This is a genomic window from Streptomyces sp. NPDC101237 (assembly GCF_044767465.1).
Taxonomy (GTDB): domain Bacteria; phylum Actinomycetota; class Actinomycetes; order Streptomycetales; family Streptomycetaceae; genus Streptomyces; species Streptomyces gramineus.
This window is the reverse complement of the sequence record NZ_JBIWNY010000003.1, coordinates 227,611-249,007: the sequence shown is the minus strand read 5'-3', so window position 1 is coordinate 249,007 and position 21,397 is coordinate 227,611. Positions and strand designations below refer to the sequence as shown.

The 21,397-nt window shown below is 70.6% G+C and carries 22 protein-coding genes; 18 read left to right on the top strand and 4 right to left on the bottom strand.

The annotated features are described in order from the left end of the window. Window positions 1-314: 314 nt before the first annotated feature. From ACIRQ9_RS07050 to ACIRQ9_RS06985, 14 genes are all read left to right on the top strand, one after another. Window positions 315-584 (top strand): DUF6284 family protein, encoded by a 270-nt coding sequence (locus tag ACIRQ9_RS07050; protein ID WP_404167969.1) that lies wholly within the window; start codon window positions 315-317, stop codon window positions 582-584. A gap of 14 nt (window positions 585-598) precedes the next feature. Continuing rightward, window positions 599-1,246, top strand: a complete 648-nt coding sequence (locus tag ACIRQ9_RS07045) for a GGDEF domain-containing protein (RefSeq protein WP_404168220.1) — start codon at window positions 599-601, stop codon at window positions 1,244-1,246. Continuing rightward, window positions 1,243-2,118: a protein spdB gene (locus ACIRQ9_RS07040; protein ID WP_404167967.1), complete on the top strand. Its 876-nt coding sequence runs from the start codon at window positions 1,243-1,245 to the stop codon at window positions 2,116-2,118. Before ACIRQ9_RS07045 ends, ACIRQ9_RS07040 begins: the two co-directional genes overlap by 4 nt. After that, the gene (locus ACIRQ9_RS07035) at window positions 2,118-2,465 is read left to right on the top strand and encodes an RRQRL motif-containing zinc-binding protein (protein WP_404167965.1); all 348 of its coding nucleotides are present in this window, start codon (window positions 2,118-2,120) and stop codon (window positions 2,463-2,465) included. Before ACIRQ9_RS07040 ends, ACIRQ9_RS07035 begins: the two co-directional genes overlap by 1 nt. Next, complete coding sequence (locus ACIRQ9_RS07030) at window positions 2,449-2,826, top strand: DUF6251 family protein (protein WP_404167963.1); 378 nt, start codon at window positions 2,449-2,451, stop codon at window positions 2,824-2,826. Before ACIRQ9_RS07035 ends, ACIRQ9_RS07030 begins: the two co-directional genes overlap by 17 nt. A 78-nt stretch (window positions 2,827-2,904) precedes the next feature. After that, window positions 2,905-3,105: a DUF6257 family protein gene (locus ACIRQ9_RS07025; protein WP_404167961.1), complete on the top strand. Its 201-nt coding sequence runs from the start codon at window positions 2,905-2,907 to the stop codon at window positions 3,103-3,105. A gap of 90 nt (window positions 3,106-3,195) precedes the next feature. Next, entirely contained in the window at window positions 3,196-5,271 is a 2,076-nt protein-coding gene (locus ACIRQ9_RS07020) for a cell division protein FtsK (protein WP_404167959.1), read from the top strand. A gap of 209 nt (window positions 5,272-5,480) precedes the next feature. Next, complete coding sequence (locus tag ACIRQ9_RS07015; protein WP_404167957.1) at window positions 5,481-5,693, top strand: hypothetical protein; 213 nt, start codon at window positions 5,481-5,483, stop codon at window positions 5,691-5,693. After that, window positions 5,684-5,872 (top strand): hypothetical protein, encoded by a 189-nt coding sequence (locus tag ACIRQ9_RS07010; protein WP_404167955.1) that lies wholly within the window; start codon window positions 5,684-5,686, stop codon window positions 5,870-5,872. Before ACIRQ9_RS07015 ends, ACIRQ9_RS07010 begins: the two co-directional genes overlap by 10 nt. A gap of 228 nt (window positions 5,873-6,100) precedes the next feature. Beyond that, on the top strand, window positions 6,101-7,147 hold the full coding sequence (locus tag ACIRQ9_RS07005) for a DNA cytosine methyltransferase (RefSeq protein ID WP_404168219.1): 1,047 nt from the start codon (window positions 6,101-6,103) through the stop codon (window positions 7,145-7,147). Then, complete coding sequence (locus ACIRQ9_RS07000; RefSeq protein ID WP_404167953.1) at window positions 7,144-7,980, top strand: bifunctional DNA primase/polymerase; 837 nt, start codon at window positions 7,144-7,146, stop codon at window positions 7,978-7,980. The genes ACIRQ9_RS07005 and ACIRQ9_RS07000 overlap by 4 nt, the downstream gene beginning before the upstream one ends. 2 nt (window positions 7,981-7,982) lie before the next feature. Further along, entirely contained in the window at window positions 7,983-9,458 is a 1,476-nt protein-coding gene (locus ACIRQ9_RS06995) for an ATP-binding protein (RefSeq protein ID WP_404168218.1), read from the top strand. Between the two features lie 438 nt (window positions 9,459-9,896). After that, window positions 9,897-10,154 carry a helix-turn-helix domain-containing protein gene (locus ACIRQ9_RS06990; protein WP_404167951.1) on the top strand — a complete coding sequence of 86 codons (258 nt, stop codon included), beginning with the start codon at window positions 9,897-9,899 and terminating at the stop codon, window positions 10,152-10,154. Between the two features lie 79 nt (window positions 10,155-10,233). Continuing rightward, window positions 10,234-11,502: a tyrosine-type recombinase/integrase gene (locus ACIRQ9_RS06985; RefSeq protein WP_404167949.1), complete on the top strand. Its 1,269-nt coding sequence runs from the start codon at window positions 10,234-10,236 to the stop codon at window positions 11,500-11,502. A gap of 74 nt (window positions 11,503-11,576) precedes the next feature. Here ACIRQ9_RS06985 and ACIRQ9_RS06980 read toward each other — a convergent pair whose 3' ends face one another. Further along, window positions 11,577-12,938, bottom strand: a complete 1,362-nt coding sequence (locus ACIRQ9_RS06980) for a glutamine synthetase family protein (protein ID WP_404168216.1) — start codon at window positions 12,936-12,938, stop codon at window positions 11,577-11,579. 309 nt (window positions 12,939-13,247) lie between these two features. Between ACIRQ9_RS06980 and ACIRQ9_RS06975 the strand changes: the two genes are divergently transcribed. Then, a complete protein-coding gene (locus ACIRQ9_RS06975) occupies window positions 13,248-14,441 on the top strand; it encodes a globin domain-containing protein (protein ID WP_404167947.1) in 1,194 nt (397 codons plus the stop codon). Between the two features lie 11 nt (window positions 14,442-14,452). Here ACIRQ9_RS06975 and ACIRQ9_RS06970 read toward each other — a convergent pair whose 3' ends face one another. After that, entirely contained in the window at window positions 14,453-14,896 is a 444-nt protein-coding gene (locus ACIRQ9_RS06970; protein WP_404167945.1) for an Rrf2 family transcriptional regulator, read from the bottom strand. A gap of 168 nt (window positions 14,897-15,064) precedes the next feature. On the opposite strand from ACIRQ9_RS06970, the gene ACIRQ9_RS06965 reads away from it, so the two are divergent. The 3 genes from ACIRQ9_RS06965 to ACIRQ9_RS06955 all read left to right on the top strand — a co-directional run bounded on the left by ACIRQ9_RS06965 (window position 15,065) and on the right by ACIRQ9_RS06955 (window position 18,598). Further along, on the top strand, window positions 15,065-15,727 hold the full coding sequence (locus ACIRQ9_RS06965) for a DUF3105 domain-containing protein (RefSeq protein ID WP_404167943.1): 663 nt from the start codon (window positions 15,065-15,067) through the stop codon (window positions 15,725-15,727). Further along, on the top strand, window positions 15,727-16,350 hold the full coding sequence (locus ACIRQ9_RS06960) for a DUF305 domain-containing protein (RefSeq protein WP_404167941.1): 624 nt from the start codon (window positions 15,727-15,729) through the stop codon (window positions 16,348-16,350). The genes ACIRQ9_RS06965 and ACIRQ9_RS06960 overlap by 1 nt, the downstream gene beginning before the upstream one ends. A 328-nt stretch (window positions 16,351-16,678) precedes the next feature. Then, window positions 16,679-18,598 (top strand): protease pro-enzyme activation domain-containing protein, encoded by a 1,920-nt coding sequence (locus tag ACIRQ9_RS06955; protein ID WP_404168214.1) that lies wholly within the window; start codon window positions 16,679-16,681, stop codon window positions 18,596-18,598. A gap of 347 nt (window positions 18,599-18,945) precedes the next feature. Here the strand turns inward: ACIRQ9_RS06955 and ACIRQ9_RS06950 are convergent, their stop codons facing one another. Both ACIRQ9_RS06950 and ACIRQ9_RS06945 read right to left on the bottom strand, forming a co-directional pair. Further along, a complete protein-coding gene (locus ACIRQ9_RS06950) occupies window positions 18,946-20,169 on the bottom strand; it encodes an MFS transporter (RefSeq protein WP_404167939.1) in 1,224 nt (407 codons plus the stop codon). Window positions 20,170-20,316: 147 nt separating this feature from the next. Further along, entirely contained in the window at window positions 20,317-21,369 is a 1,053-nt protein-coding gene (locus ACIRQ9_RS06945; protein ID WP_404167937.1) for an endonuclease/exonuclease/phosphatase family protein, read from the bottom strand. Window positions 21,370-21,397 lie beyond the last annotated feature (28 nt).

Genomic DNA, 21,397 nt, shown 5'->3' with positions numbered 1-21,397 from the left:
GGTACTGCAATGACGTCCGGAGGAAAGCCCGAGGGGGTGAGTACGAAGGCAGCGTTCGTTCTTTGACAACTAAATGAGGATCACGCCGCCTCTCCTCGGCCAAGTAGGCGGCCACGCGGGATCTCTCGCGCGTGATGCACGGCGCGATCCAACCTCTCCGCAGCTCGCTGGCTGCGGCCGGTTGCCTCCGCTGCTCGTCTCGTACGAGCAGCGCTGGGGGGAGCCGGATCACCGACTTCAACGGCGCGCGGCCCCGGTGCTGTCACACCGGGGCCGCTGTTCGGGCCGTTCCTGGATGAGAGGAACAAGACCCAATGGAACACATCGTGACTGTTCAGGACGCTGTTACCGCGTTCGCCGACTTTATGGAGCCGACGAGCACGGAACTCGCCGCGATCGAGCTGGAAATGCCGCTGATCCTGGCGGACGTTGACCTGTTGGATGCGTACATCACCACGCTGGACCGCACGCCGTCCGAGCTGGACACCCGCCGGATCCGGCGGGCCCGGCGCCGGGCGGTGGCGGCCCGGCTGGAGCTGGCCAACCGCACCGTCACCGCGAGCCGGCCCGGCGGCGCGGCGTGAACGGCCTGCTGGACATGGCTTCGGCCGCTGGTCCGTTAGCAGCCGGTTGGGGTGTCCACAGCGTGTGGATGCGGCGCCGGTTGTCGGTCGCGCGGCATGACCCCTTGTCGGGTCTGTGGACGCGGGACGCGTTCGAGCACCGCGCCGCCCGGCTGCTGGCCCGGCACCCGCACGTCGCCGTGGTCCTCGTGGACCTGGACGGGTTCAAAGCCCTGAATGACACCCGCGGGCACGCGGCCGGCGATGCCGCGATCCGTGCCACGGCCGCAGGCCTGGCCGCAGCGCTCGCCCCCTACCGCGCGGCGGTTGCGGGCCGGCTGGGTGGGGATGAGTTCGCCGCCGCCGTGGTCCTGCCCGACCCCATCGCGTCGTCGTGGCTGCTGCGCGGTCTGCACGACGAGATCACCGCCCCGTTCCGGCACGACGGACGCCACCTGACGGTCGGCGCCTCGATCGGTGGCGCACTCTCCAGCGCCGCCCCCGCGGGCGCCGGACAGGAGTTGCCCGCGCTGCTGCGGTTGGCGGATGAGGCCATGTACACGGCCAAGCGGGGCGGTGGCGGCTGGCAGAACGCCGCGTTCGCGCCTCGCCGCACCACGACCGCCGGGAGGCGCACCGGACGCCCCGGCACCCACACCACACCGCGAAAGGAGGCGTCATGACGCGCCTGAACGCAAAGTCCCTGATCACCGTGCTCCCCGCCGTTGCGATGACGGCCGTATCGATGGTCCTCACGCTGGCCGTGGTCGTGATGTGGCTGGGTGAGTCGGTGCCCAAGGGCGTCGCGCTGGTCGTCGGGGTGGGCATCGACGGCGGTTGGCTGGCCACCCTCGCCTATGAGCGTCGGCTGGCGGCGCAGGGCGACCGCAGCAACGCCGTGACCGGCGTCGGCTGGGGCTTCGGCGCCGTAGCGTCCGGGGTCCTGGTCACTCACGCTCTGCTCGCCGACGCGACGTCGCGGGGCGCGTGGCTGGCGGTGGCGTGGCTGCCGATCGCCGCGAAGGCACTGTGGCTGGTCCACGGTCTGTGGGAGCGCACCGCCCTCACGTCGTCGGCGCTGGACATGATCCGGGGCATTCAGCAGGACGCCCGCGACGACGCGGCCGTAGCCCGCGCCCGGCTCCGCGCCGAAGCATCCACGGAAGAGACGCGGCTGACGGCCGTGACCGAGGCGGGGGCGCGCGTCGCACGCGTCCAGGCCAGGACCGCCGACACCCTCGCCGATGCGTGGTCGAAGCTGGAGACGGCCCGCAAGGGCGAGAGCACCGGACGGGCCCTGACCAGCGTGACCGGCCGCGTCACACCCGACGTCACACCCTCCTGGGAACTGCCCGTCTGGGGCCCCACGGAGCCGGTAGCGGCGCTGGAGTCCGGTCCCGCGCTCACCGATGACGCACTCGACGTCGTGGTCGACGCGATCCGGCTCAGCGAGCAGCCGCCGCTGTCGTACCGGGAGATGGCCACCCGCTTCCGCGCCGCCGGCCACTCCGCCTCCGAGGTCCGCCTGAGGGCGTCCTGGAAGCGCGTCGCCTGATGGCCGCGCTGCCGGTGTTCCGGTGGCACCTGGCACCGGACGGCTACGCCACACGCCGCCAACTCCGGGCTTGCGGCCTGCGGCCCGGCGGTCAGGACGTCGCGGCCCAGCTCGAACGCCCGCGGCGCCGGCGCCCGCCGCTGGTCGCCTACCTGTACCGGGTCGACCTGGCCAAACCGGTCCGGCCCATGACCCCGGGCCGGTGGACGGCGCTTGCCAAGGCCAATGCCGCCCGCCGCACATGCCCCGACTGCCGGCGTGACGCCGGCTACGTCATCTCTCCCTCGCTCGGCACGTGCACGCCGTGCGCTTTCCCCGAAGGATCCCGCGATGGAATCGCTGCCTGACGTGCCCCAGGTCGTACAACTCCCGGACGGCACCTACACCTACACCGACCACCTGCCCGCCCCGCCCCAGCAGTACAGCGGGCCGCAGGTCATCCATCAGCACGTACATCAGGCGCCGCCGGATCGCACGGTGCAGCGCATCGCGCTCGGTTCCGGGATTGGTGCCGGGACGGTGGCGGCCGGCGTGTACTTCGGCCCGCTGCTGGTCGGGGTCCTGACCGCGATGGCCGCGAACCTCGCCCTCCTCGCGCTGATCGCGGCGGTGTGCGCGTGGGGTGTGGTCACCGTGGTCCGCTCGGTCGGCGGCGAGGACGGCAAGCGCGCCGCCGACACCGTCCGCCGCACCCGCGGCCGGCGCTGACGGTTGCCTGCGATCCCCGAGCCGATCGGCCGGGGGTCGTGGGGAGCCGGACAGTCCGGCCCGGAACGGGAGACAGACGTGAGCAGCAACGAGCAGCTCCGCTTCACCGCCGGCGAGAAGGCCCGCATCGCCCTGCTGGTCGCCCGGATGGCCAAGCGCGGACTCGCCGACGACCGCCAGTTCGGCGGCCGGGTCGACCAGAGCGACCTTCAGCGCAAGGTCGAGCGGATCGAGAACCAGGCCCGCCGCCGCGCCGCGAACAGCAAGAACGGCAAGTAGCTACACCCCGGGGGCGGTCGTCCCGGCCAAGGAAACCGGCCGCCCCCGGGTCACCCACCACCCATTTCTGTGCAGCAGGGAGTTCCCAGAATGACGGACAGCACCATGGGCCCGCACCTGCGCCCCGTGCCCGCCACCGACGACGACATGCCGGCCGCACCCGTGCCGGTCGACAACCCGGCCTTGCCGGACCCGAAAGTCCGCATCGAGAAGCGCAAGCCCGTGCTCGCCGGCTGGCTCACCAACCGCCGAGACTTCGCAGCGACCACCCGCCACGCCGGCGCGAACCTGGGCTACGCCGCGCTCTACCACGGCGTCCGCATCCCCGTGTACGCCGGACGACTCGCCCTCATGTCCCCCCGCGGGGCGTGCCGGTTCGTCGCGTCAACCAACCGGTGGATGTGGGACCGCGAAGCCGCACCCCTGCGTGACTTCGCGGTGCGGACCGAGGACGTCGAGGAGTACATGCGCCTGGCCCGGCTGCGGGCGGGCCGGATCCGGCTGCGCGGCCTGGTCACCCTGGTCGCCGCGGTGTTTGGTGTCGGCTTCGCCCTGTACCTGTACGTCCTCGCCCCCGCCTACCTGTACGCGTTCGCCGCCGGGGGCGTGCTGCTGCTCGGCATCGGCGGCCAGCAGCCCGATTCCCCCGTGGTCGGTCCGGCGGTACTGAAGACGGAGGTGCAGAAGCTGACCGGCTCGATCGTCCTGCGCGGCCTGGACTCGATCGGGAACGCGAAGGTGACCGCCGCGATCAAGAAGGGCGGGGACATGAACGGGCTGCGGTTCGTTTCGGAGATCGTGCGGGACGGGCCCGGCTATCGTGCCGACCTGGACCTTCCCTACGGCGTCACGCCGGAAGACATCATGGAGGCTCGCAAGCCACTCGCGTCAGGGCTTCGCCGTAAGACCGGCTGCGTGTGGCCCGCCCCGGACCCCGAGCAGCATGAGGGCCGGCTGGTGCTGTGGGTCGGGGACAAGCCGATGAACGAGACGACCAAGCCGGCGTGGCCGCTGGCGAAGTCGGGGACGGTGGACCTGTTCCGGCCGGTCGTGTTCGGCAACGACCAGCGCATGCGGGACGTCTCGGTCACCCTCATGTTCGCGTCCGTCGTGGTCGGCTCGATCCCGCGGATGGGCAAGACGTTCCTGATGCGGCTGCTGCTGCTCATCGCCGCCCTGGACCCGCGGGCCGAACTGCACGCGTTCGACTTCAAGGGCACCGGTGACTTCGGCGCGCTGGAGCCGGTGTGCCACCGCTACCGCGCCGGCGAGGAGGACGACGACATCCTCTACGTCGTCCAGGCCCTGCGGGAGCTGAAGGAGGAACTGCGGCGGCGGGCGAAGGTCATCAAGTCCCTGCCGCGTACGCGCTGCCCGGAGTCGAAGGTGACGCCCGAGTTGGCGAGTGACAAGGGGCTGGGGCTGCATCCGATCGTGGTCGGGTTCGATGAGTGTCAGGTGCCGTTCGAGCACGAGGAGTACGGCAAGGAGATCGAGTCGATCTGCACCGACCTGACCAAGCGCGGCCCCGCCCTCGGGATCGTGGCCATGTTCGGCACCCAGCGGCCCGACGCGAAGTCGCTGCCCACGGGGATCAGCGCGAACGCGGTGCTGCGGTTCTGCCTGAAGGTGATGGGGCAGCCGGCCAATGACATGGTGCTGGGGACGTCGATGTACAAGTCGGGGTACCGGGCGACGATGTTCTCCCGCTCCGACCGGGGTATCTGCTGGATGGCCGGCGAGGGCGACGACCCCCGCATCGTCGCCTCAGCGTTCGTGGACGCGGTCGCCGCCGAACGCATCGTCTCCCGCGCCCGCCAGGCGAGGGAGGCGTACGGCAACGTCACCGGCCATGCGATCGGCAACGGCCCCGAGACGACCGGCAACGGCTCGGACATCCTCGCCGACACCCTGAACGTCATCGCGGATGACGAGAAGGCCGTGTGGTGCGAGCGGATCGCCGCCCGCCTCGCCGCCAACGACCCCGACACCTACGCGGGTTGGCAGGGCGAGAACGTCACCGCCGCGGTCAAGCCCTGGGGCATCAAGCCGGGGCAGGTCTGGGGCACCACCGACGACGGCGAAGGCGCCAACCGGCGCGGCATCAAGCGCGCCGACATCACCGCCGCGATTACTCGCCGTAACGCCGATCGAGCCGCCGCCTGACCGAGCACCACTGCTAGACCTAGCAGCCCCGGCCGCTAGGTCTAGCAGCCGTACTAGCGCCCCGCAGGGCCGCTGATCAGCCGACTAGCGTCTAGCGGCCCACCTGCGAAAACACCCTGAAACCGCCCTGAGAAGGGATGTGAGCCTTCGTGGCTCTCGCTAGCTGTGCCCTGCTGCTCACCCTCGCTGGTTACACAGTGTTATGTGCGGTGAAGCCGTTCGCGCCGTGCCGGAAGTGCTCCGGGACCGGCGTCCGGCAGGCCCGCCGCAAGGTCAAGCTCTGCCGTCGCTGCCACGGCCGCCGCTACCGGCTGCGCGCCGGCCGCCGACTGCTGAACACCGGCCGCGCCGTCCACCGCGACGGCACCCGCACCGCCCGCCCCCGCCGGCTCACCGATCGGGAGTTCTCCGAATGGCCGTGACCGTCTCTCTCGTCCTGCTCTTCGGGCTGGTCCTGTTCTTCCTGCTGCGGAGCAACAGCCTCAGCGCCGGCGCCGCGTTCATCGCCGTCATGTTCGGGTTCTTCCTCGCCTCCACCGGCGCCGCCCAACCCATCACCAACATGACCACCGCCGTCGTCCAAGCCATCCCCAACCCGTAACGACACCAAGGGCGACCCCCACTCCGCCAAGAACCGGGGTCGCCCTTGCCCAACCAGGACCCAACCAAGGAACTGGAGAACTCCAGCATGACCGAACCGACCGACATCCGGCGAGCACCGGCCGCGCCCCGGCCCTTAAAGGCTGTGGACGCGACCTCGACCAGGAACGTCCCCGACGGCATCGTTGAACTGTTCCGTGGCCCGGGTGGTTGGGCCGAGGGCCTGCGCATGCTCGGTTTGACCGACACCGGTCTGGAGTGGGACACGGCCGCCTGCCAGACCGCGCGCGCCGCCGGCCACGCGACCATCCAGACCGACGTCGCCACCCACCCGACCGGGCCGTTCAAGGACCGTGTCACCGGGCTCATCGCGTCGCCGCCGTGCCAGGCCTGGTCCCGCGCAGGCAAGCGTGCCGGACTCGCCGATCAGGCGCTCGTGCACCAGGCCGTCGACGACCTCGCCCACGGCCGCGACACCCGCACCGAACTCCTCGCCCGCTGCGCGGACGTACGGTCGCTGCTCGCCGCGGAGCCGATGCGCTGGCTGTACGACCTGCGCCCCCAGTGGGTGTGCCTGGAGGAAGTCCCCGACGTCCTCACCCTGTTCCAGCAGTACGCCGGGATCCTGCGCGGCTGGGGCTACAGCGTGTGGGTCGGCATCCTCAACGCCGCCGACTACGGCGTGCCGCAGACCCGCAGGCGGGCGATCCTCCTGGCCTCCCGCATCCGCCCGGTGACCGCGCCCGGTCCGACGCACGCCAAAACCCCGGCGGCCGATCTGTTCGGCGGGTACCTGGCCCGTTGGGTGTCCATGGCCGACGCGTTGGGCCTGCCGTCCGGCGTCACGGTCAACACCCGCGGCGACCGCTCCACGAACAGCCGCGGGCGGGCGGCCGGCGGCAACGAGTTCACGGCTGACCGCCCGAGCAACGCGCTCACCGGCCGGGCACGCTCCTGGAAGCTGCGCAGCGGACAGGGCTGGAAGCTGCCCGGTGGTGACGTCGAACGCTACGAGCGGGCGCTGAGCGAACCCTCCTTCACCATCACCGGCACCGCGAACCGCTGCAAGTGGGTGGGCGACGGCGTCGAGGAACGCAACCTCACCCTCGCCGAAGCCGCGGTACTCCAGTCCTTCCCGGCCGATCACCCGTTCCACGGGACCCGTACCAAACAGTTCGAGCAGGTCGGCAACGCCGTGCCGCCACTGCTCGCCGCGCACATCGTCTCCGTGCCCACCGGCATCCCGGTCTGCTCCACCCTGAAGGCGGCGGCATGAGCGAGCACCTGCGCACCGCCCTGCGACTGGCGGCCAACGGTCTGCCGGTGGTGCCGCTGCGTCGGGGGAAGCTGCCGTTCGGGAACTGCCCCGCCTGCGCACGGAACGCCTGCGGCGGCCGACCGAACATGAAGACGGCGGGCGCCTGCGGGTGCCCGGCACCGTGCCACGCGTGGGCCGCCGCCACCACCGACCCGCATGTCATCGCCTCGCCCGCGTGGGCGCAGGCGTGGCAGCGGGCGGCGGCGGTGGCCTACCACCCCGGCGGCGCCGGCCTCACCGTGGTCGACCTCGACAACCCCACCGCCATCGCATGGGCCCGCGCCACGCTGCCCGCCACCCGCACCGTGCCCACGACGCGCGGCGAGCACTGGATCTACCAGGGCACCATGCCGTCCGCCAACGCAGTCCGGCCCGGCGTCGACATCAAGTCCCGCACTGCGTACGCACGTTGGCTCGGAAGCGGCACGGGCGTTACGGCGGCTCTGCCGGACTCTGTGCGCGCCCTGGCAAAGGAACCCGCCGCGCCCCGCAGGGCTCCACAGAGCCTCACAGGCCCCCTGGGGGGCGGTGGCGGCGTATGCCCGCACCGCACGCCGACCTATTTGGATCGTGGCGTGGCTATGGCAGTGCAGCGGATCACGGAGGCCCGTAGCGCGGTCCACGCGACGGTGTACCGGACGTTCCTCGCGGTGTTGTCGACGCACGGTCGGTGCGGCTGCCTCACCGACACGCACGTCGGCCGGCTGTTCACCGCCGCGCAGGCCAAGGGCGAGTCTCCGCGGCACTGCACGGACGCGTGGACGAACGCCCTGACCACGTTGGGACTGTGACCGTGTCCGACGACGAGAAGGACCCCGCACGCAAGGTCATCACCGACTACGCGCAGTCCCACTTCCGGTACTTCCGCACCGTGGACGGGACCGTGTACGCGCAGCGCACCGGCCACCCCGTGGCCCGCCCGATCCGCTCGCAGGGAACGACCGGCAGCCACCGTCAGGAACTCATGGTCGGCCTCTTCCGTGACGGGGTCGGCGTCTTCAACGGAACCGCCCTCAAGGAGGCGTTGGACTTGATCGAGGCACTCGCCCTCACCGAGCAGGTACAGCCCACCCACATCCGCGTCGCCCCCGGATTCGACGGAGCGACCTGGCTCGACCTCGGCCGCGACGACGGACAGTCCGTCCGCATCCACCCCACCGGCTGGGACATCCGCGTCCCCGACCCCGCAGAGGTGTGCTGGCGGCGCACCCAGCTCACCGGCGAACTCCCCCTGCCCGTCGCGGACACCAACGGCAAGGGCATCGACCTGCTGATGCGGCTGTGCAACTTCGCCGACGCCAGGACCGAGGCCCTGGCCATCGCGTGGCTCATCGGCTGCCTGGAGCCGTCCGCACCCGTCCCCGCCCCGTTCCTCACCGGCCCGCAGGGCGCCGGCAAGTCGACCGGCGGGCGGATGCTCGTGCGGATCATCGAGGGCATGAGCGGCGACCTGCGCCGGGCGCCCAAGGACGAAGAGAACATGATCGCGGCGGTCGCGGCCGGATGGATCACCGCCCTGGACAACCTCTCCCACCTGCCCCCTGACCTGTCCGACCTCATGTGCTGCATCATCACCGGAGCCGAGAGCATCAAGCGGGCGCTGTTCACCGACGGCGACGTCGTCCGCTCCCGCTACCGCCGGCCCATGCTGCTCACCGGCATCGACGTCGGCGTCATCCGCCCCGACCTCGCCGAACGACTCCTCACCCTGCGCCTGGAACGCCCCCGGGTCCGCCGAACCGAAGCGGAACTGTGGACGGAGTACGCCGAGATCCTGCCCGTCGTCCTCGGCTCCCTGCTCGACCTGACCGTCAAGGTCCGCGCCGTACAGGCCGACACCCCGACCGACCTGCGCATGGCCGACTTCGCCCACCTGTGCGCCCAACTCGACACCGCCACCGGCTTCGGAACCCTGGAGGCATACCGGGCCAGCCTGGACGACCTCAACGACGACGTCATCGAGGGCGACCTCCTGGCACAGACCGTCCTCAAGCACGCCGCCGACCTCACCCCAGGCGAAGAGGTCCGCATGACGTCGGCTGAGTGGCTGCACACCCTGACCACCCTCTACAGCGGCGAAGAATGCCGCCCCCTGCCCAAGGGCTGGCCCACCACCGGCAAGGTCCTCTCCGACCGGCTCAGGCGCATCCAACCCACCCTCGCCGCACGCGGCGTCCTGGTCGACTGGGGCCGCACCAGCGCCGCCCGCTACATCGAACTCAGCCGCCAGGCCCCGCCCCCGCCACCCGAGCAGCAGCCCGCGTTCTGACCTCCGCACAGGCGGACAAGCAAGAGGAGCACGCCCGCCCGGGGGTGCTCCTCTTGCTGTTCGGCGGCGGCAGCCGCCCTGCACAGTGCGCGCCGCGAAGCGGCCCGTTCTTCAAGCCCTGAGCAGCACGTAAGACCAACAGACACCCTCCTTCTTTTTCCTAAGTAGGGAAGATCTGCGTCACAACGTCACTGAGGGCCTGAAAGACGGTCGCTGACCTGCGGCGAAAGCGGGTGACGCAGACGGCGAATCCTGCGTCACCCCGCGTCACCTGCGTCACCCCGTGACGAGCGCCCGTGTCATCGGTGACGCAGCACCCGTCGCACTGCGTCACCAGAACCCGCAGGTCAGAAGCCTGACTGACGCAGGTGACGCGATGACGCAGAAATCCCAGCTTCGGACAGCACAGCCCCGCCCGCCAAGCGCACTTCCAACTCGATGGAGGACCCCGTGAGCGCGTCCGCCCCCGCCAGAGACGACCCCCGCTCCACCCTCCGGGGCGGTCTCCCGGACCGGTACCTCACCGCCGACGACATCGCCGAGATCTTCGAGGTACCCAAGGAAACCGTCTACCAGTGGCGCAAGAAGCGCATCGGTCCGCCCGGCTTCCGGATCGGCAAGTACATCCGTTACGACCCCGCGGACGTGCACGCATACGTCACCAGCCGCAAAGACGCCGACCGCAACGCCGCCTAACCGAATAGCACGCCAGACGCCAGGGAGAGCCACTGTCAGCGGCTCTCCCTGGCGCTTGTCGAGAAGGGATCGCCACCAAATGGCAGGCCACATCCAAGACCGCTGGTTCAAGGCCGAGACCAATGCCAACGGCAAGGAAGTCCGCGTCAAGACCAGCCGCAACGGCGCAGGCATGCGCTACCGAGCCCGGTACGTCGGGCCCGACGGCACCGAGAAATCCAAGAGCTTCCCTGACGGCAAAAAGCGGCTCGCAGAACAGTGGCTCTCCGCCATTGAGGCAGACATGTCCCGCGGTCAGTACATCGACCCGGCCGCCGGCCGCGTGACGTTCGGCCAGTACGCCGACAAGTGGCTGAAGACGCAGACCACCGGCATGACGACACGAGCGTCGGTGGAGTCGGCGATCCGCGGCCACGCGATTCCGTACATCGGGACCCGGCCGCTCGGTTCTTTCAAACCGGAACACATCAGGGACTGGCTGAGCCAACTGGAGCGGGCCGTGCCCGCAACGTCGTATCGGCGCGTGATCTACAACAGCGTCTCGACAATCCTGAACGCGGCCGTTGACGACGGCCACCTCTCAAAGAACCCGTGCCACGCGCAATCCGTGCGGCCGCCGGCCGCGGGAACCGGTCGTGTCGTGCCATGGAGCGCTGAGCGGGTGTTCGCCGTTCGCGGCGCACTGCCTGAGCGGTATCACGCGACCGTGGATCTCGGAGGCGGATGCGGACTCCGGCAAGGGGAGATCTTCGGGTTGTCTGCCGACGCGATCGATTTCGACTCCGGGTGGCTGCACGTGGTGAATCAGGTGCAGGCGACGAAACAGGGCATGGTCTTCGCACCGCCGAAGCGCGAGAAGCTGCGAGACGTTCCCTTGCCGGACCGTGTGGCGCAGGTCCTCAAGCTCCATATGGAAGCCTTCCCGCCGGTAGAGGTCACCTTGCCGTGGCTTCGGGTAGGTGGAACCCCCGTCACGCGACGGCTGCTGTTCACTCGTCTCGACGGCACCGGGGCCGTTCGTCGCACGGACTTCAACGATCGAGCGTGGAAGCCCGCTCTGGCCGCGGCTGGCGTGATTCCTCAGCCGAAGCCGCGCGAGCGCTACCAGGCCGCTCGCGAACATGGCATGCACGCGCTCAGGCACTTCTACGCATCGGTTCTGCTGGACGCCGGCGAGAACATCAAGGCACTCAGCAACTACCTCGGACACAACGACCCGGGGTTCACCCTTCGGGTCTACACGCACCTGATGCCGAGCAGCGACGCGCGGGCCCGGAAGGCGGTGGACGGCCTGTACGCGGGGGCCGATCCGGCGTCGCACGGCCCACAGACGGCCCAGGAAGGCTGAGACGCCGCGGGCCGACGGTTTGCGACCGTCGGCCCCACGGACAGAACGAGCTAGGGAACTGCTCTGACCTGCGCCTACAGCACCGGCAGGTTCTTGCGCAGCTCGAAGGCGGTCACCTCGGAGCGGTACTCGTACCACTCCTGGCGCTTGTTGCGCAGGAAGAAGTCGAAGACGTGTTCGCCGAGGGTCTCGGCGACCAGGTCGCTGCGTTCCATCAGGGTGAGGGCCTCGCCGAGGTTCTGCGGGAGGGGCTCGATGCCCATCGCGCGGCGCTCGGCGTCGGAGAGGGCCCAGACGTCGTCCTCGGCGCCCGGCGGCAGCTCGTAGCCCTCCTCGATGCCCTTGAGGCCGGCCGCCAGCAGCAGGGCGTAGGCCAGGTAGGGGTTGGCGCCGGAGTCGATGGAGCGGACCTCGACCCGCGCCGAGCCGGTCTTGCCGGGCTTGTACATCGGCACGCGGACCAGCGCGCTGCGGTTGTTGTGGCCCCAGCAGATGTACGAGGGGGCCTCGCCGCCGGCGCCCGCGGTGCGCTCGGAGCCGCCCCAGATGCGCTTGTAGGAGTTCACCCACTGGTTGGTGACCGCCGAGATCTCCGCGGCGTGCTTCAGCAGGCCCGCGATGAAGGAGCGGCCGACCTTGGAGAGCTGGAACTCCGCGCCCGACTCGTAGAACGCGTTCCGGTCGCCCTCGAAGAGGGACAGGTGGGTGTGCATGCCCGAGCCGGGGTGCTCGGAGAACGGCTTCGGCATGAAGGTCGCGTGCACGCCCTGCTCCAGCGCCACCTGCTTCATGACCAGGCGGAACGTCATGATGTTGTCCGCCGTGGAGAGCGCGTCGGCGTACCGGAGGTCGATCTCCTGCTGGCCGGGCGCGCCCTCGTGGTGCGAGAACTCCACGGAGATGCCCATCGACTCCAGCATGGTGATCGCCTGGCGGCGGAAGTCCATGCCGACGTTGGTGGGGGTGTGGTCGAAGTAGCCCGAGTTGTCGGCCGGGACCGGGCGGGTGCCGTCCAGCGGGCGGTCCTTGAGGAGGAAGAACTCGATCTCGGGGTGGGTGTAGAAGGTGAAGCCGAGGTCGGAGGTGCGGGCCAGGGCCCGCTTGAGGACGTAGCGCGGGTCCGCGAAGGACGGCGAGCCGTCCGGCATCAGGATGTCGCAGAACATGCGGGCGGTACCGGGGGTCTCGGCGCGCCACGGGAGGACCTGGAAGGTGGACGGGTCGGGCTTGGCGATCATGTCGGACTCGTAGACCCGGGCGAAGCCCTCGATCGCGGAGCCGTCGAAGCCGATGCCCTCGTCGAAGGCCTGTTCCAGCTCGGCCGGGGCCACGGCCACGGACTTGAGGAAGCCCAGCACGTCCGTGAACCACAGGCGTACGAACCGGATGTCCCGCTCCTCCAGGGTCCGGAGCACGAACTCCTGCTGCTTGTCCATCTTCAGCTTCCCCATCCTTGCTGGTCAGGCCGCCTTTTCCCGGTCCCACAGGAGGCGGTCGGGCACCTGGGCATCACACCACAACAGCATTTCATGCGCGTTGCGGACCATGATCGCCCCAGCGTCCTCGGCCTGAACGGCTCCCGTACGGCGGATGTACCGCCCTCGCGCCCATCTTGCCTGTTCGCACCGACATCCGTAATGGCCGGTCCGGTTCGCGGGTGACGGAGACCACGGCGCTTTAATTTGAATCTGAGGTGCAACTTTTACTAGCGTGCGGGATGCCGAGCCGAGACACGAGGAGCCCCGATGCTGTCCGACCAGTCCGCAGCCACCGTCCGTGCCACCCTCCCCGCCGTGGGCGCCGCCATCGGCGAGATCACCCAACGCTTCTACGCCCGCCTCTTCGCCGCCCACCCCGGCCTGCTGCGCGACCTCTTCAATCGCGGCAACCAGGCCGCCGGCACCCAGAGCCAGGCCCTGGCCGGCTCCGTCGCCGCGTTCGCCACGCACCTGCTGGACCACCCCGGACAGCGGCCCGACGCCCTGCTCGGCCGCATCGCCCACAAGCACGCCTCCCTGGGCGTGGCGCCCGAGCAGTACGCGGTGGTCCACGAGCACCTGTTCGCCGGCATCGCCGACGTCCTCGGCGACGCCGTCACACCCGAGGTCGCGGCCGCCTGGGACGAGGTCTACTGGCTGATGGCGAACGCGCTCGTCGCGATCGAGAAGCGGCTGTACGAGGAGAGCGGCAGCACCGGGTTCCGGCCCTGGGAGGTGGTCGGGCGGGTCACGGAGACCGCGGACGTCGTCACCTTCCGCGTGCGGCCGGCCGACGGGGGCGAGGTCCGCGGCTTCCGCGCCGGGCAGTACGTCTCCGTGGGCGTCACCCTCCCCGACGGCGCCCGCCAGATACGCCAGTACAGCCTGTCCGGGGCGCCGGACGGGCAGATCCGCCAGTTCAGCGTCAAGCGGGTGCGCGGCGAGGGCCCGGCGCCCGACGGCGAGGTCTCCGGCCACCTGCACGCGCACGTGCGGGAGGGCGACGTCCTCGACCTCTCGGAACCGTACGGCGACCTGGTGCCGGGCAGCGCCGCGGACCGGCCGCTGCTGCTCGCCTCCGCCGGCATCGGCGTGACGCCGATGGTGGCGATGCTCGCCGCGCTGGCGGCCGACGGCCACCGGGCCCCGGTCACCGTCGTGCACGGCGACCGCTCCCCCGCCGACCACGCCCTGCGCGCCGACCACGCGGCCTTCGCGGCGAAGCTCCCGGACGCGTCCGTGCACTTCTTCTACGAACGCGACGCGGCTCCGGACGCCCGGCCCGGCCGGGTCGACCTCGACCGGGCGGACATCGCCGTACGGCCGGGCACGCGCGCGTACCTGTGCGGCCCGCTGCCCTTCATGCGGGCGGTGCGCACGCAGCTGATCGGCAGGGGCGTGGCACCGGCCGACGTCCACTACGAGGTCTTCGGCCCCGACCTGTGGCTCGCGCGGGGCTGAGCGGGCCCACGTCAGGCGTCCTGCGGGCGCCGCGAGATGCCGAGCAGCAGCGGCCCCGTGGGGTCCCGCACGATGTCCGCGACGGTCACCGGGTCCAGGGCCGCGAAGAAGGCCTCCTGGGCCCGGCGCAGCGCCCCCCGCAGCCGGCAGCCGGTGTGCAGGGGGCAGGGCGCGGCCCCCTCGCAGTCGACGACGTCGCCCTCGCCCTCGAAGGTGCGCACGAGCGCGCCCACCGAGGCGGTCCTGCCCTTGACGGTGAGCGTGAGCCCGCCGCCCCGGCCGCGCCGCGCGTCGACCAGTCCCAGGTGCTGCAGTTCGGCGACCACCTTCGCGGCGTGCGTGTACGGCACGTCCATGTCCCCGGCGACCTCGCGGGTCGTGGGAGTGGACTCGCCCGCGACGGCGAGCCGCATCAGGAGCCGCAGGGCGAGGTCGGTGGAGCGCAGCAGCCTCATACCGGCCAGGGTAGGTAATAGGCATCCGTCGTTCAAATTATCGGTTTCCTGTCGGATCGCAGGACTTTCCCGGCCTTTCCTGAGCCCTCCCCACGGCCGGGCCCCTCTCCCGATTACGATCAGCGGGCCCGCTTCTCACACCTCTTACCCCCCAGAAGGACACATTCCATGGGTTCCGCGAAGAAGAGCAGCACCGCCGAACGCAAGGCGCGCATAGAGGAGATGCGGCGCGCGGAGCGTGCGCGCGAGCGTCGCGGCCGGATCCTGGTGATCGCCGCGAGCGTGGTGGTCGTCGCCGGGCTCGTGGTCGGCGGTGTGGTGCTGGTGAAGAAGCAGTCCGGTGACGACACCACGGCCGCCGACGCGAAGACCTCGGGGCACTTCGTGACCGGCAAGGACGGCGTGAACACCTGGAAGGGCACGCTGGGCCGCACGCACGTGACCACGGCCGTGCACTACCCGACCGAGCCTCCGGTGGGCGGCAACCACAACCCGGTCTGGCAGAACTGCAACGGCGACGTCTACACCGCGGCGCTGGACGACATGAACGCCGTGCACTCGCTGGAGCACGGCGCGGTCTGGGTGACGTACAACAGCAAGGCGAAGAAGGCGGACGTCGACGCGCTCGCGGCCAAGGTGAAGCAGACGCCGTACACGCTGATGAGCCCGGACGACAAGCAGAAGGACCCGATCATGCTGACGGCGTGGGGGCACCAGCGGACCGTCACCTCGGCCGACGACCCGAACGTGGGCCGGTTCTTCGAGGAGTTCGTGCAGGGCAAGCAGACGCCCGAGCCGGGCGCCGCGTGCACGGGAGGCAAGGGCCAGTGATGCGGACGGTGCTGATCACCGGCTCCGCGGTGGCGGTGCTGGTCGCGGCCGGCGCGATCACCTACGCGGTCGCGGGCGAGGACGGCGACGGCCCCGTCGCGGTCCCGTCCGCCGACTCGGCGGACGCGGGGTTCGCGCGGGACATGGCGGTCCATCACCAGCAGGCCGTGGAGATGTCGTACATCGTGCGCGACCGCACGAAGGACGCCGACGTGCGGCGCCTCGCCTACGACATCGCCCAGACGCAGGCCAACCAGCGTGGCATGCTGCTGGGCTGGCTGGATCTGTGGGGTCTGCCGAAGGTGTCGGCCGATCCGCCGATGACGTGGATGGGCATGGGCGACATGGCCTCGGGCAAGGACGGTTCGCTGATGCCGGGCATGGCGACCAACACCGAGCTGAAGAAGCTGGGGACCCTGAACGGCAGGCAGGCGGAGGTCTTCTACCTGCAGCTGATGACGGATCACCACAAGGGCGGCATCCACATGGCCGAGGGATGCGTGGCCAAGTGCACCGTCGGGGTGGAGAAGAGCCTCGCCCAGGGCATGGTGGACGCGCAGCAGTCGGAGCTGACGGCGATGGCGCAGATGCTGAAGGAGCGCGGCGCGCGACCGCGCGACTGAACTAACTGCCCCGCGAGGTGGGGGATTTGTCGACTTGGCGGCATGGCAAGTGTTTTCCGGCGATCGCAATCTTCCCGCAACGTTTGGCATGACTGCCAAATCAGACCAAAGGCCCCTGATCAACGCCCACTTGGGGTTTCCTTGGCCTTTTCATTCCCCTGGCATGAACAGTTCACCGCAAGAGTGACCCCCATCGTGTGATCCATTCACGGGCCGTTCCGCCGCTGGCCTCCCGATGATCACGCATGACCGACCACTCGATGCGTCGAACCGCATAGCAGGGGGCAGTATGAGATCGAACCGTGCCAAGGTGCGGGCCAGCGTGAGCATGGCAGCGACACTGCCGATGATCGCCGGCGCGCTCGCACTCGGCATACCCGCGGCGCACGCCGCGGACAGCCCGGCCCGTGACGCCCTGAAGGGCACCAAGCCCGCCTGGGCCACGGCCAAGGCGGACAAGGGCGCCACCTCGAACAGCGCGCAGGTCAAGGCGCGCGTCTATCTGGCCGGACGGGACGCCAGCGGCCTCGCGGCCTACGCGAAGGCCGTGTCCGACCCCGGCTCGCCTTCCTACGGCAAGTACCTCAGCGCCAAGCAGGCCCAGGCCCGCTACGGCGCCACCGCGGCCCAGGTGAAGGCCGTCAAGTCCTGGCTGACCGCGTCCGGTCTGAAGGTCACCGACGTCACCCAGCACTACATATCCGTCTCCGGCGACGTCTCCGCCGTCGAGCAGGCCTTCGGCACCCAGCTGCACAACTACGCCAAGGGCTCGAAGACGTACCGCGCGCCGGAGAAGACCGCGTCGGTGCCGGCCGCCGTGAGCAGCGCCATCCTGACCGTCACCGGCCTGGACAGCGCGCCGCACAAGGCGAGCCACGACGACACGCTGCCGCCCCCGGACGCCGTGTTCAAGAACGCCGGGCCGTTCTCCTCGTACTACGGCTCCAGGACCGCGACCTCGCTGCCGTCGGCCTACGGCTCGAAGATCCCTTACGCGATCAAGGGCTACACCGGCAAGCAGCTGCGGGCGGCCTACGGCGCCGGCAAGTACACCGGCAAGAAGGTCCGCGTCGCGATCACCGACGCGTACGCCTCGCCGACCATCGCCTTCGACGCCGGCACCTACGCCAAGCGCAACGGCGACGCGGCCTGGAAGACGAGCCAGCTGCACCAGGTGCTGCCGAACGCCTACACCAAGACCGACGAGTGCTCGGCGGCCGGCTGGTACGGCGAGGAGACCCTCGACGTCGAGGCCGTGCACGCGGTCGCGCCGGACGCGGACGTCACCTACGTCGGCGCCGCCTCCTGCTACGACGACGACCTGCTGGACTCGCTCAGCAAGGTGGTCGACAACCACCTCGCCGACATCGTCTCCAACTCGTGGGGCGACATCGAGGCCAACCAGACCCCGGACCTCGCGGCCGCCTACGACCAGGTCTTCCAGCTGGGCGCGGTGCAGGGCATCGGCTTCTACTTCTCCTCCGGCGACAACGGCGACGAGGTCGCCAACACCGGGACGAAGCAGGTCGACACCCCGGCCAACTCGGCGTGGGTGACCGCGGTCGGCGGCACCTCGCTGGCCGTCGGCAAGGGCGACAAGTACCAGTGGGAGACCGGCTGGGGCACCGAGAAGGCGACCCTGTCGGCCGACGGCAAGAGCTGGACCTCCTTCCCGGGTGCCTTCACCTCGGGCGCGGGCGGCGGCACCAGCGCGACGGTCGCCGAGCCCTACTACCAGAAGGGCGTCGTCCCGAACTCGCTGGCGACGGCCAACAGCGCCACCGGCAACCGTGTGGTCCCGGACATCTCCGCGATCGCCGACCCCAACACCGGGTTCCTGGTCGGCCAGACCCAGACCTTCGCCGACGGGTCGCAGCAGTACAGCGAGTACCGCATCGGCGGCACCTCGCTGGCCGCGCCGACCATCGCGGCGGTGCAGGCGCTCGCCCAGGAGGCGGCAGGCGGCAAGGCCCTCGGCTTCGCCAATCCGTCGATCTACGCCAAGGCCGGGAAGAAGGGCGTCTTCCACGACGTCACCGACAACCCGACCGGCAAGGGCCTCGCGGTCGCCCGCGTCGACTTCGCCAACGGCTTCGACGCCACCGCCGGCCTGCTGACCTCGGTCCGCAGCCTCGGCAAGGACAGCTCGCTGTCCGCGGTGAAGGGCTACGACGACGTGACCGGCGTGGGCTCGCCCGCGGACGGCTACGTCTCGTCGTACAAGGCGCAGGCGCACCGCAAGCACTGATCCGCTGACGCGGTGAGCCGCTGAGCACAAGGGCGTGAGGTCTTCACCGGCCTCGCGCCCTTCTGCCGTGCCGTGCCGCGGGAGGCGAGAGCCGGCGCTCAGTCGGCCTTCGAGGCGGCCTTGAGGATCCCCTCGACGTCCGCGATGGCCGTGAGCGAGAACGGCTCGTCGCCGGAGGGCCGCTCGATGGCTGCGGCGGACATCGTGTGCCTCCCGGGGCTGGTGTCGAGAGCATCATCGCAGGCAGACCGGGTCGTCCGCGTCCCGTCCGCATCGCTTCACCCGAAGGTGGATCCTGCCCGCGTTCCTTGACGTCACGGGCCGCAAGCCGGCCGGGGCGCCGCCGGTCAGGAGGAGCGCACCAGTCCCGTGGGGTCGGGGAGGTGCGAGGCGACGACGCGTTCCTGAACCGCCGAGGGCACCGCCCGGCGGCGGTCGACCGCGAGGGCCACGCCCGCCACGCCGAGGCCCAGGACCGCGAGGGCCGCGCCCGCCAGCGCCGGGGACGTCACGCCGAACCCCGCGGCCAGCGCCACGCCGCCGATCCAGGCGCCGCCCGCGTTGGCGAGGTTGAAGGCGGCCTGGTTGGCGGAGGAGGCGAGGGACGGGCCGGCCGAGGCGCGTTCCATGACCATCAGCTGGAGGGGCGAGCCGGTGACGAAGGCGGCCACGCCGAGCAGCGTCACCGCGAGGGCCGCGCTCCACTGCGTGTGCATGAGGACGGGGAACAGGAGCAGCACCGCGACCATGGAGGCGAGGCCGCCGAAGAGCGTGCCGCGCATGGCGTGGTCGGCGAGGCGGCCGCCGATCAGGTTGCCCGCGGTGGCGCCGACGCCGAAGAGGGCCAGCAGCAGCGTCACGTCGGAGTGGGCGTACCCGGCGGAGTCCGTCAGCATCGGCGTGATGTAGCTGTACGCGGAGAAGAGCGCGCCGAAGCCGACGACCGTGGTGGCCAGGGCCAGCCAGACCGGCAGGGAACGCAGCGCGGTCAGTTCGCCGCGCAGGCCAAGGGCCGGGGCGGGGGTGTCGGCGCGGCGGACGAGCAGCGCGACCGCGGCCATCGCGGCGACGCCGATCAGGCTGACGCCGAGGAAGGTCGCCCGCCAGCCCAGGTGCTGGCCCATGAGGGTGGCGACGGGGACGCCCGCGATGTTGGCGACCGTCAGGCCCATGAACATCAGGGAGACCGAGCGGGCCCTGCGTTCCGGTGCCACCAGGTTCGTGGCGACGACCGCGCCGACACCGAAGAAGGCGCCGTGCGGCAGGCCGCTCAGGAAGCGGGCGGCCAGCAGCCAGTGGTAGCCGGGGGCCAGTGCGGACAGCGCGTTGCCCGCCACGAACAGGGCCATCAGGGAGATCAGGACCGTGCGCCGGGGCAGGCGCGCGGTGAGTGCGGCGAGCAGCGGGGCACCGATGACGACGCCCAGCGCGTACGCCGAGACCAGGTGCCCGGCGGTGGGGATCGATATGCGCAGGTCGTCGGCGACGTCGGGCAGCAGGCCCATCATCACGAACTCGGTGGTGCCGAGACCAAAGGCGCCGACGGCCAGGGCGAGCAGGGCCAGGGGCATGGCGGGCGTTGCCTTTCGGGAGCGGGGTTCCGTACGTTCTAAGTTCAGTTACGGAACAAAGCATCCCAGGACAAGTGTTCCACCGGGTTACGACCCGGTGTCCGATTGTCCTAACAAAGACGAGGTGACCCCTCTGACCAGCGGATTCTACGAATCCGATGTGGTCAGGTTCACACGGGCCTCGATCGGGAGGTGGTCGCTGCCCGTCCTCGGCAGGGCCCAGGAACCCTCCGGCTCGACGCCCTTCACCATGATCTGGTCGATGCGCGCCATCGGGAACGCGGCCGGCCAGCTGAACCCGAACCCGCTGCCCGCCGCGCCCTGCGTGGAGCGCATCTGCGAGGTGACGCCGTTGAGGGAACGGTCGTTCATCGTGCCGTTGAGGTCGCCCAGCAGGATCACCCGCGGCAGGCTCTCGTCGGCGATGGCCTCGCCCAGCGCGTCCGCGCTCGTGTCCCGCTGCCGGGCGGTGAACCCGGCGTTCACCTTCACCCGGACCGAGGGGAGATGGGCGACGTAGACCGCGAGGGAACCTTCCGGCGTGGCGACCGTGGCCCGCATCGCCCGCGTCCAGCCGAGCTTGATGTCGACGGCCTTCACGCCGGTCAGCCGGTACTTGCTCCACAGCCCCACGGTGCCTTCCACCGCGTGGTACTTGTACGTCGACCCCAGCGCCTTCTCGTACGCGGGCACGGCCGACGCGGTCAGCTCCTCCAGGGCCACCACACCGGCGCCGGAGGCGGCGAGCCGGTCGGCGGTGCCGGTCGGATCGGGGTTCCCGGCGTTCACGTTGTGCGTGGCGACCGTGAAGTCGCCGCCGGTGCCGGACTTGTCGGTGAGCAGTCCGCCGAACATGTTCAGCCAGACGATCGCCGGGAGGAGGACGGCGATGAGCGCGGTGGCCGACCGGCGCACCAGGCCGAGCACCACCAGCACCGGGATCAGCAGGCCGAGCCACGGCAGGAACGTCTCTGTCAGACTGCCGAGATTGCCGACGGCGTTGGGGATGCGGGAGTGCATCAGCATCACGCCGGCCAGCAGCAACGCGACGGCGGCGAGGACGAGGCCCCGGCGCCAGATGCGCGGGTCGTCGCGCCAGCCCGCCACCAGACGGTCCACCAGGCGCCGGAACCGGTCTCCCCGGCGCTCGGGCCCCGAGCCGCCGTTGTCCGTCTCCGTCATGTACGCCTGCTGCGCCATACGCCTGCCTCACAACCTGCCGTGCACA

Coding starts and splice junctions, on each gene's coding strand:
- ACIRQ9_RS07050 (WP_404167969.1), top strand. CDS start 315: ATGGAACACATCGTGACTGTTCAGGACGCTGTTACCGCGTTCGCCGAC.
- ACIRQ9_RS07045 (WP_404168220.1), top strand. CDS start 599: ATGGCTTCGGCCGCTGGTCCGTTAGCAGCCGGTTGGGGTGTCCACAGC.
- ACIRQ9_RS07040 (WP_404167967.1), top strand. CDS start 1,243: ATGACGCGCCTGAACGCAAAGTCCCTGATCACCGTGCTCCCCGCCGTT.
- ACIRQ9_RS07035 (WP_404167965.1), top strand. CDS start 2,118: ATGGCCGCGCTGCCGGTGTTCCGGTGGCACCTGGCACCGGACGGCTAC.
- ACIRQ9_RS07030 (WP_404167963.1), top strand. CDS start 2,449: ATGGAATCGCTGCCTGACGTGCCCCAGGTCGTACAACTCCCGGACGGC.
- ACIRQ9_RS07020 (WP_404167959.1), top strand. CDS start 3,196: ATGACGGACAGCACCATGGGCCCGCACCTGCGCCCCGTGCCCGCCACC.
- ACIRQ9_RS07010 (WP_404167955.1), top strand. CDS start 5,684: ATGGCCGTGACCGTCTCTCTCGTCCTGCTCTTCGGGCTGGTCCTGTTC.
- ACIRQ9_RS07005 (WP_404168219.1), top strand. CDS start 6,101: ATGCTCGGTTTGACCGACACCGGTCTGGAGTGGGACACGGCCGCCTGC.
- ACIRQ9_RS07000 (WP_404167953.1), top strand. CDS start 7,144: ATGAGCGAGCACCTGCGCACCGCCCTGCGACTGGCGGCCAACGGTCTG.
- ACIRQ9_RS06990 (WP_404167951.1), top strand. CDS start 9,897: ATGGAGGACCCCGTGAGCGCGTCCGCCCCCGCCAGAGACGACCCCCGC.
- ACIRQ9_RS06985 (WP_404167949.1), top strand. CDS start 10,234: ATGGCAGGCCACATCCAAGACCGCTGGTTCAAGGCCGAGACCAATGCC.
- ACIRQ9_RS06980 (WP_404168216.1), bottom strand. CDS start 12,938: ATGGACAAGCAGCAGGAGTTCGTGCTCCGGACCCTGGAGGAGCGGGAC.
- ACIRQ9_RS06975 (WP_404167947.1), top strand. CDS start 13,248: ATGCTGTCCGACCAGTCCGCAGCCACCGTCCGTGCCACCCTCCCCGCC.
- ACIRQ9_RS06970 (WP_404167945.1), bottom strand. CDS start 14,896: ATGAGGCTGCTGCGCTCCACCGACCTCGCCCTGCGGCTCCTGATGCGG.
- ACIRQ9_RS06965 (WP_404167943.1), top strand. CDS start 15,065: ATGGGTTCCGCGAAGAAGAGCAGCACCGCCGAACGCAAGGCGCGCATA.
- ACIRQ9_RS06960 (WP_404167941.1), top strand. CDS start 15,727: ATGCGGACGGTGCTGATCACCGGCTCCGCGGTGGCGGTGCTGGTCGCG.
- ACIRQ9_RS06955 (WP_404168214.1), top strand. CDS start 16,679: ATGGCAGCGACACTGCCGATGATCGCCGGCGCGCTCGCACTCGGCATA.
- ACIRQ9_RS06950 (WP_404167939.1), bottom strand. CDS start 20,169: ATGCCCCTGGCCCTGCTCGCCCTGGCCGTCGGCGCCTTTGGTCTCGGC.
- ACIRQ9_RS06945 (WP_404167937.1), bottom strand. CDS start 21,369: ATGGCGCAGCAGGCGTACATGACGGAGACGGACAACGGCGGCTCGGGG.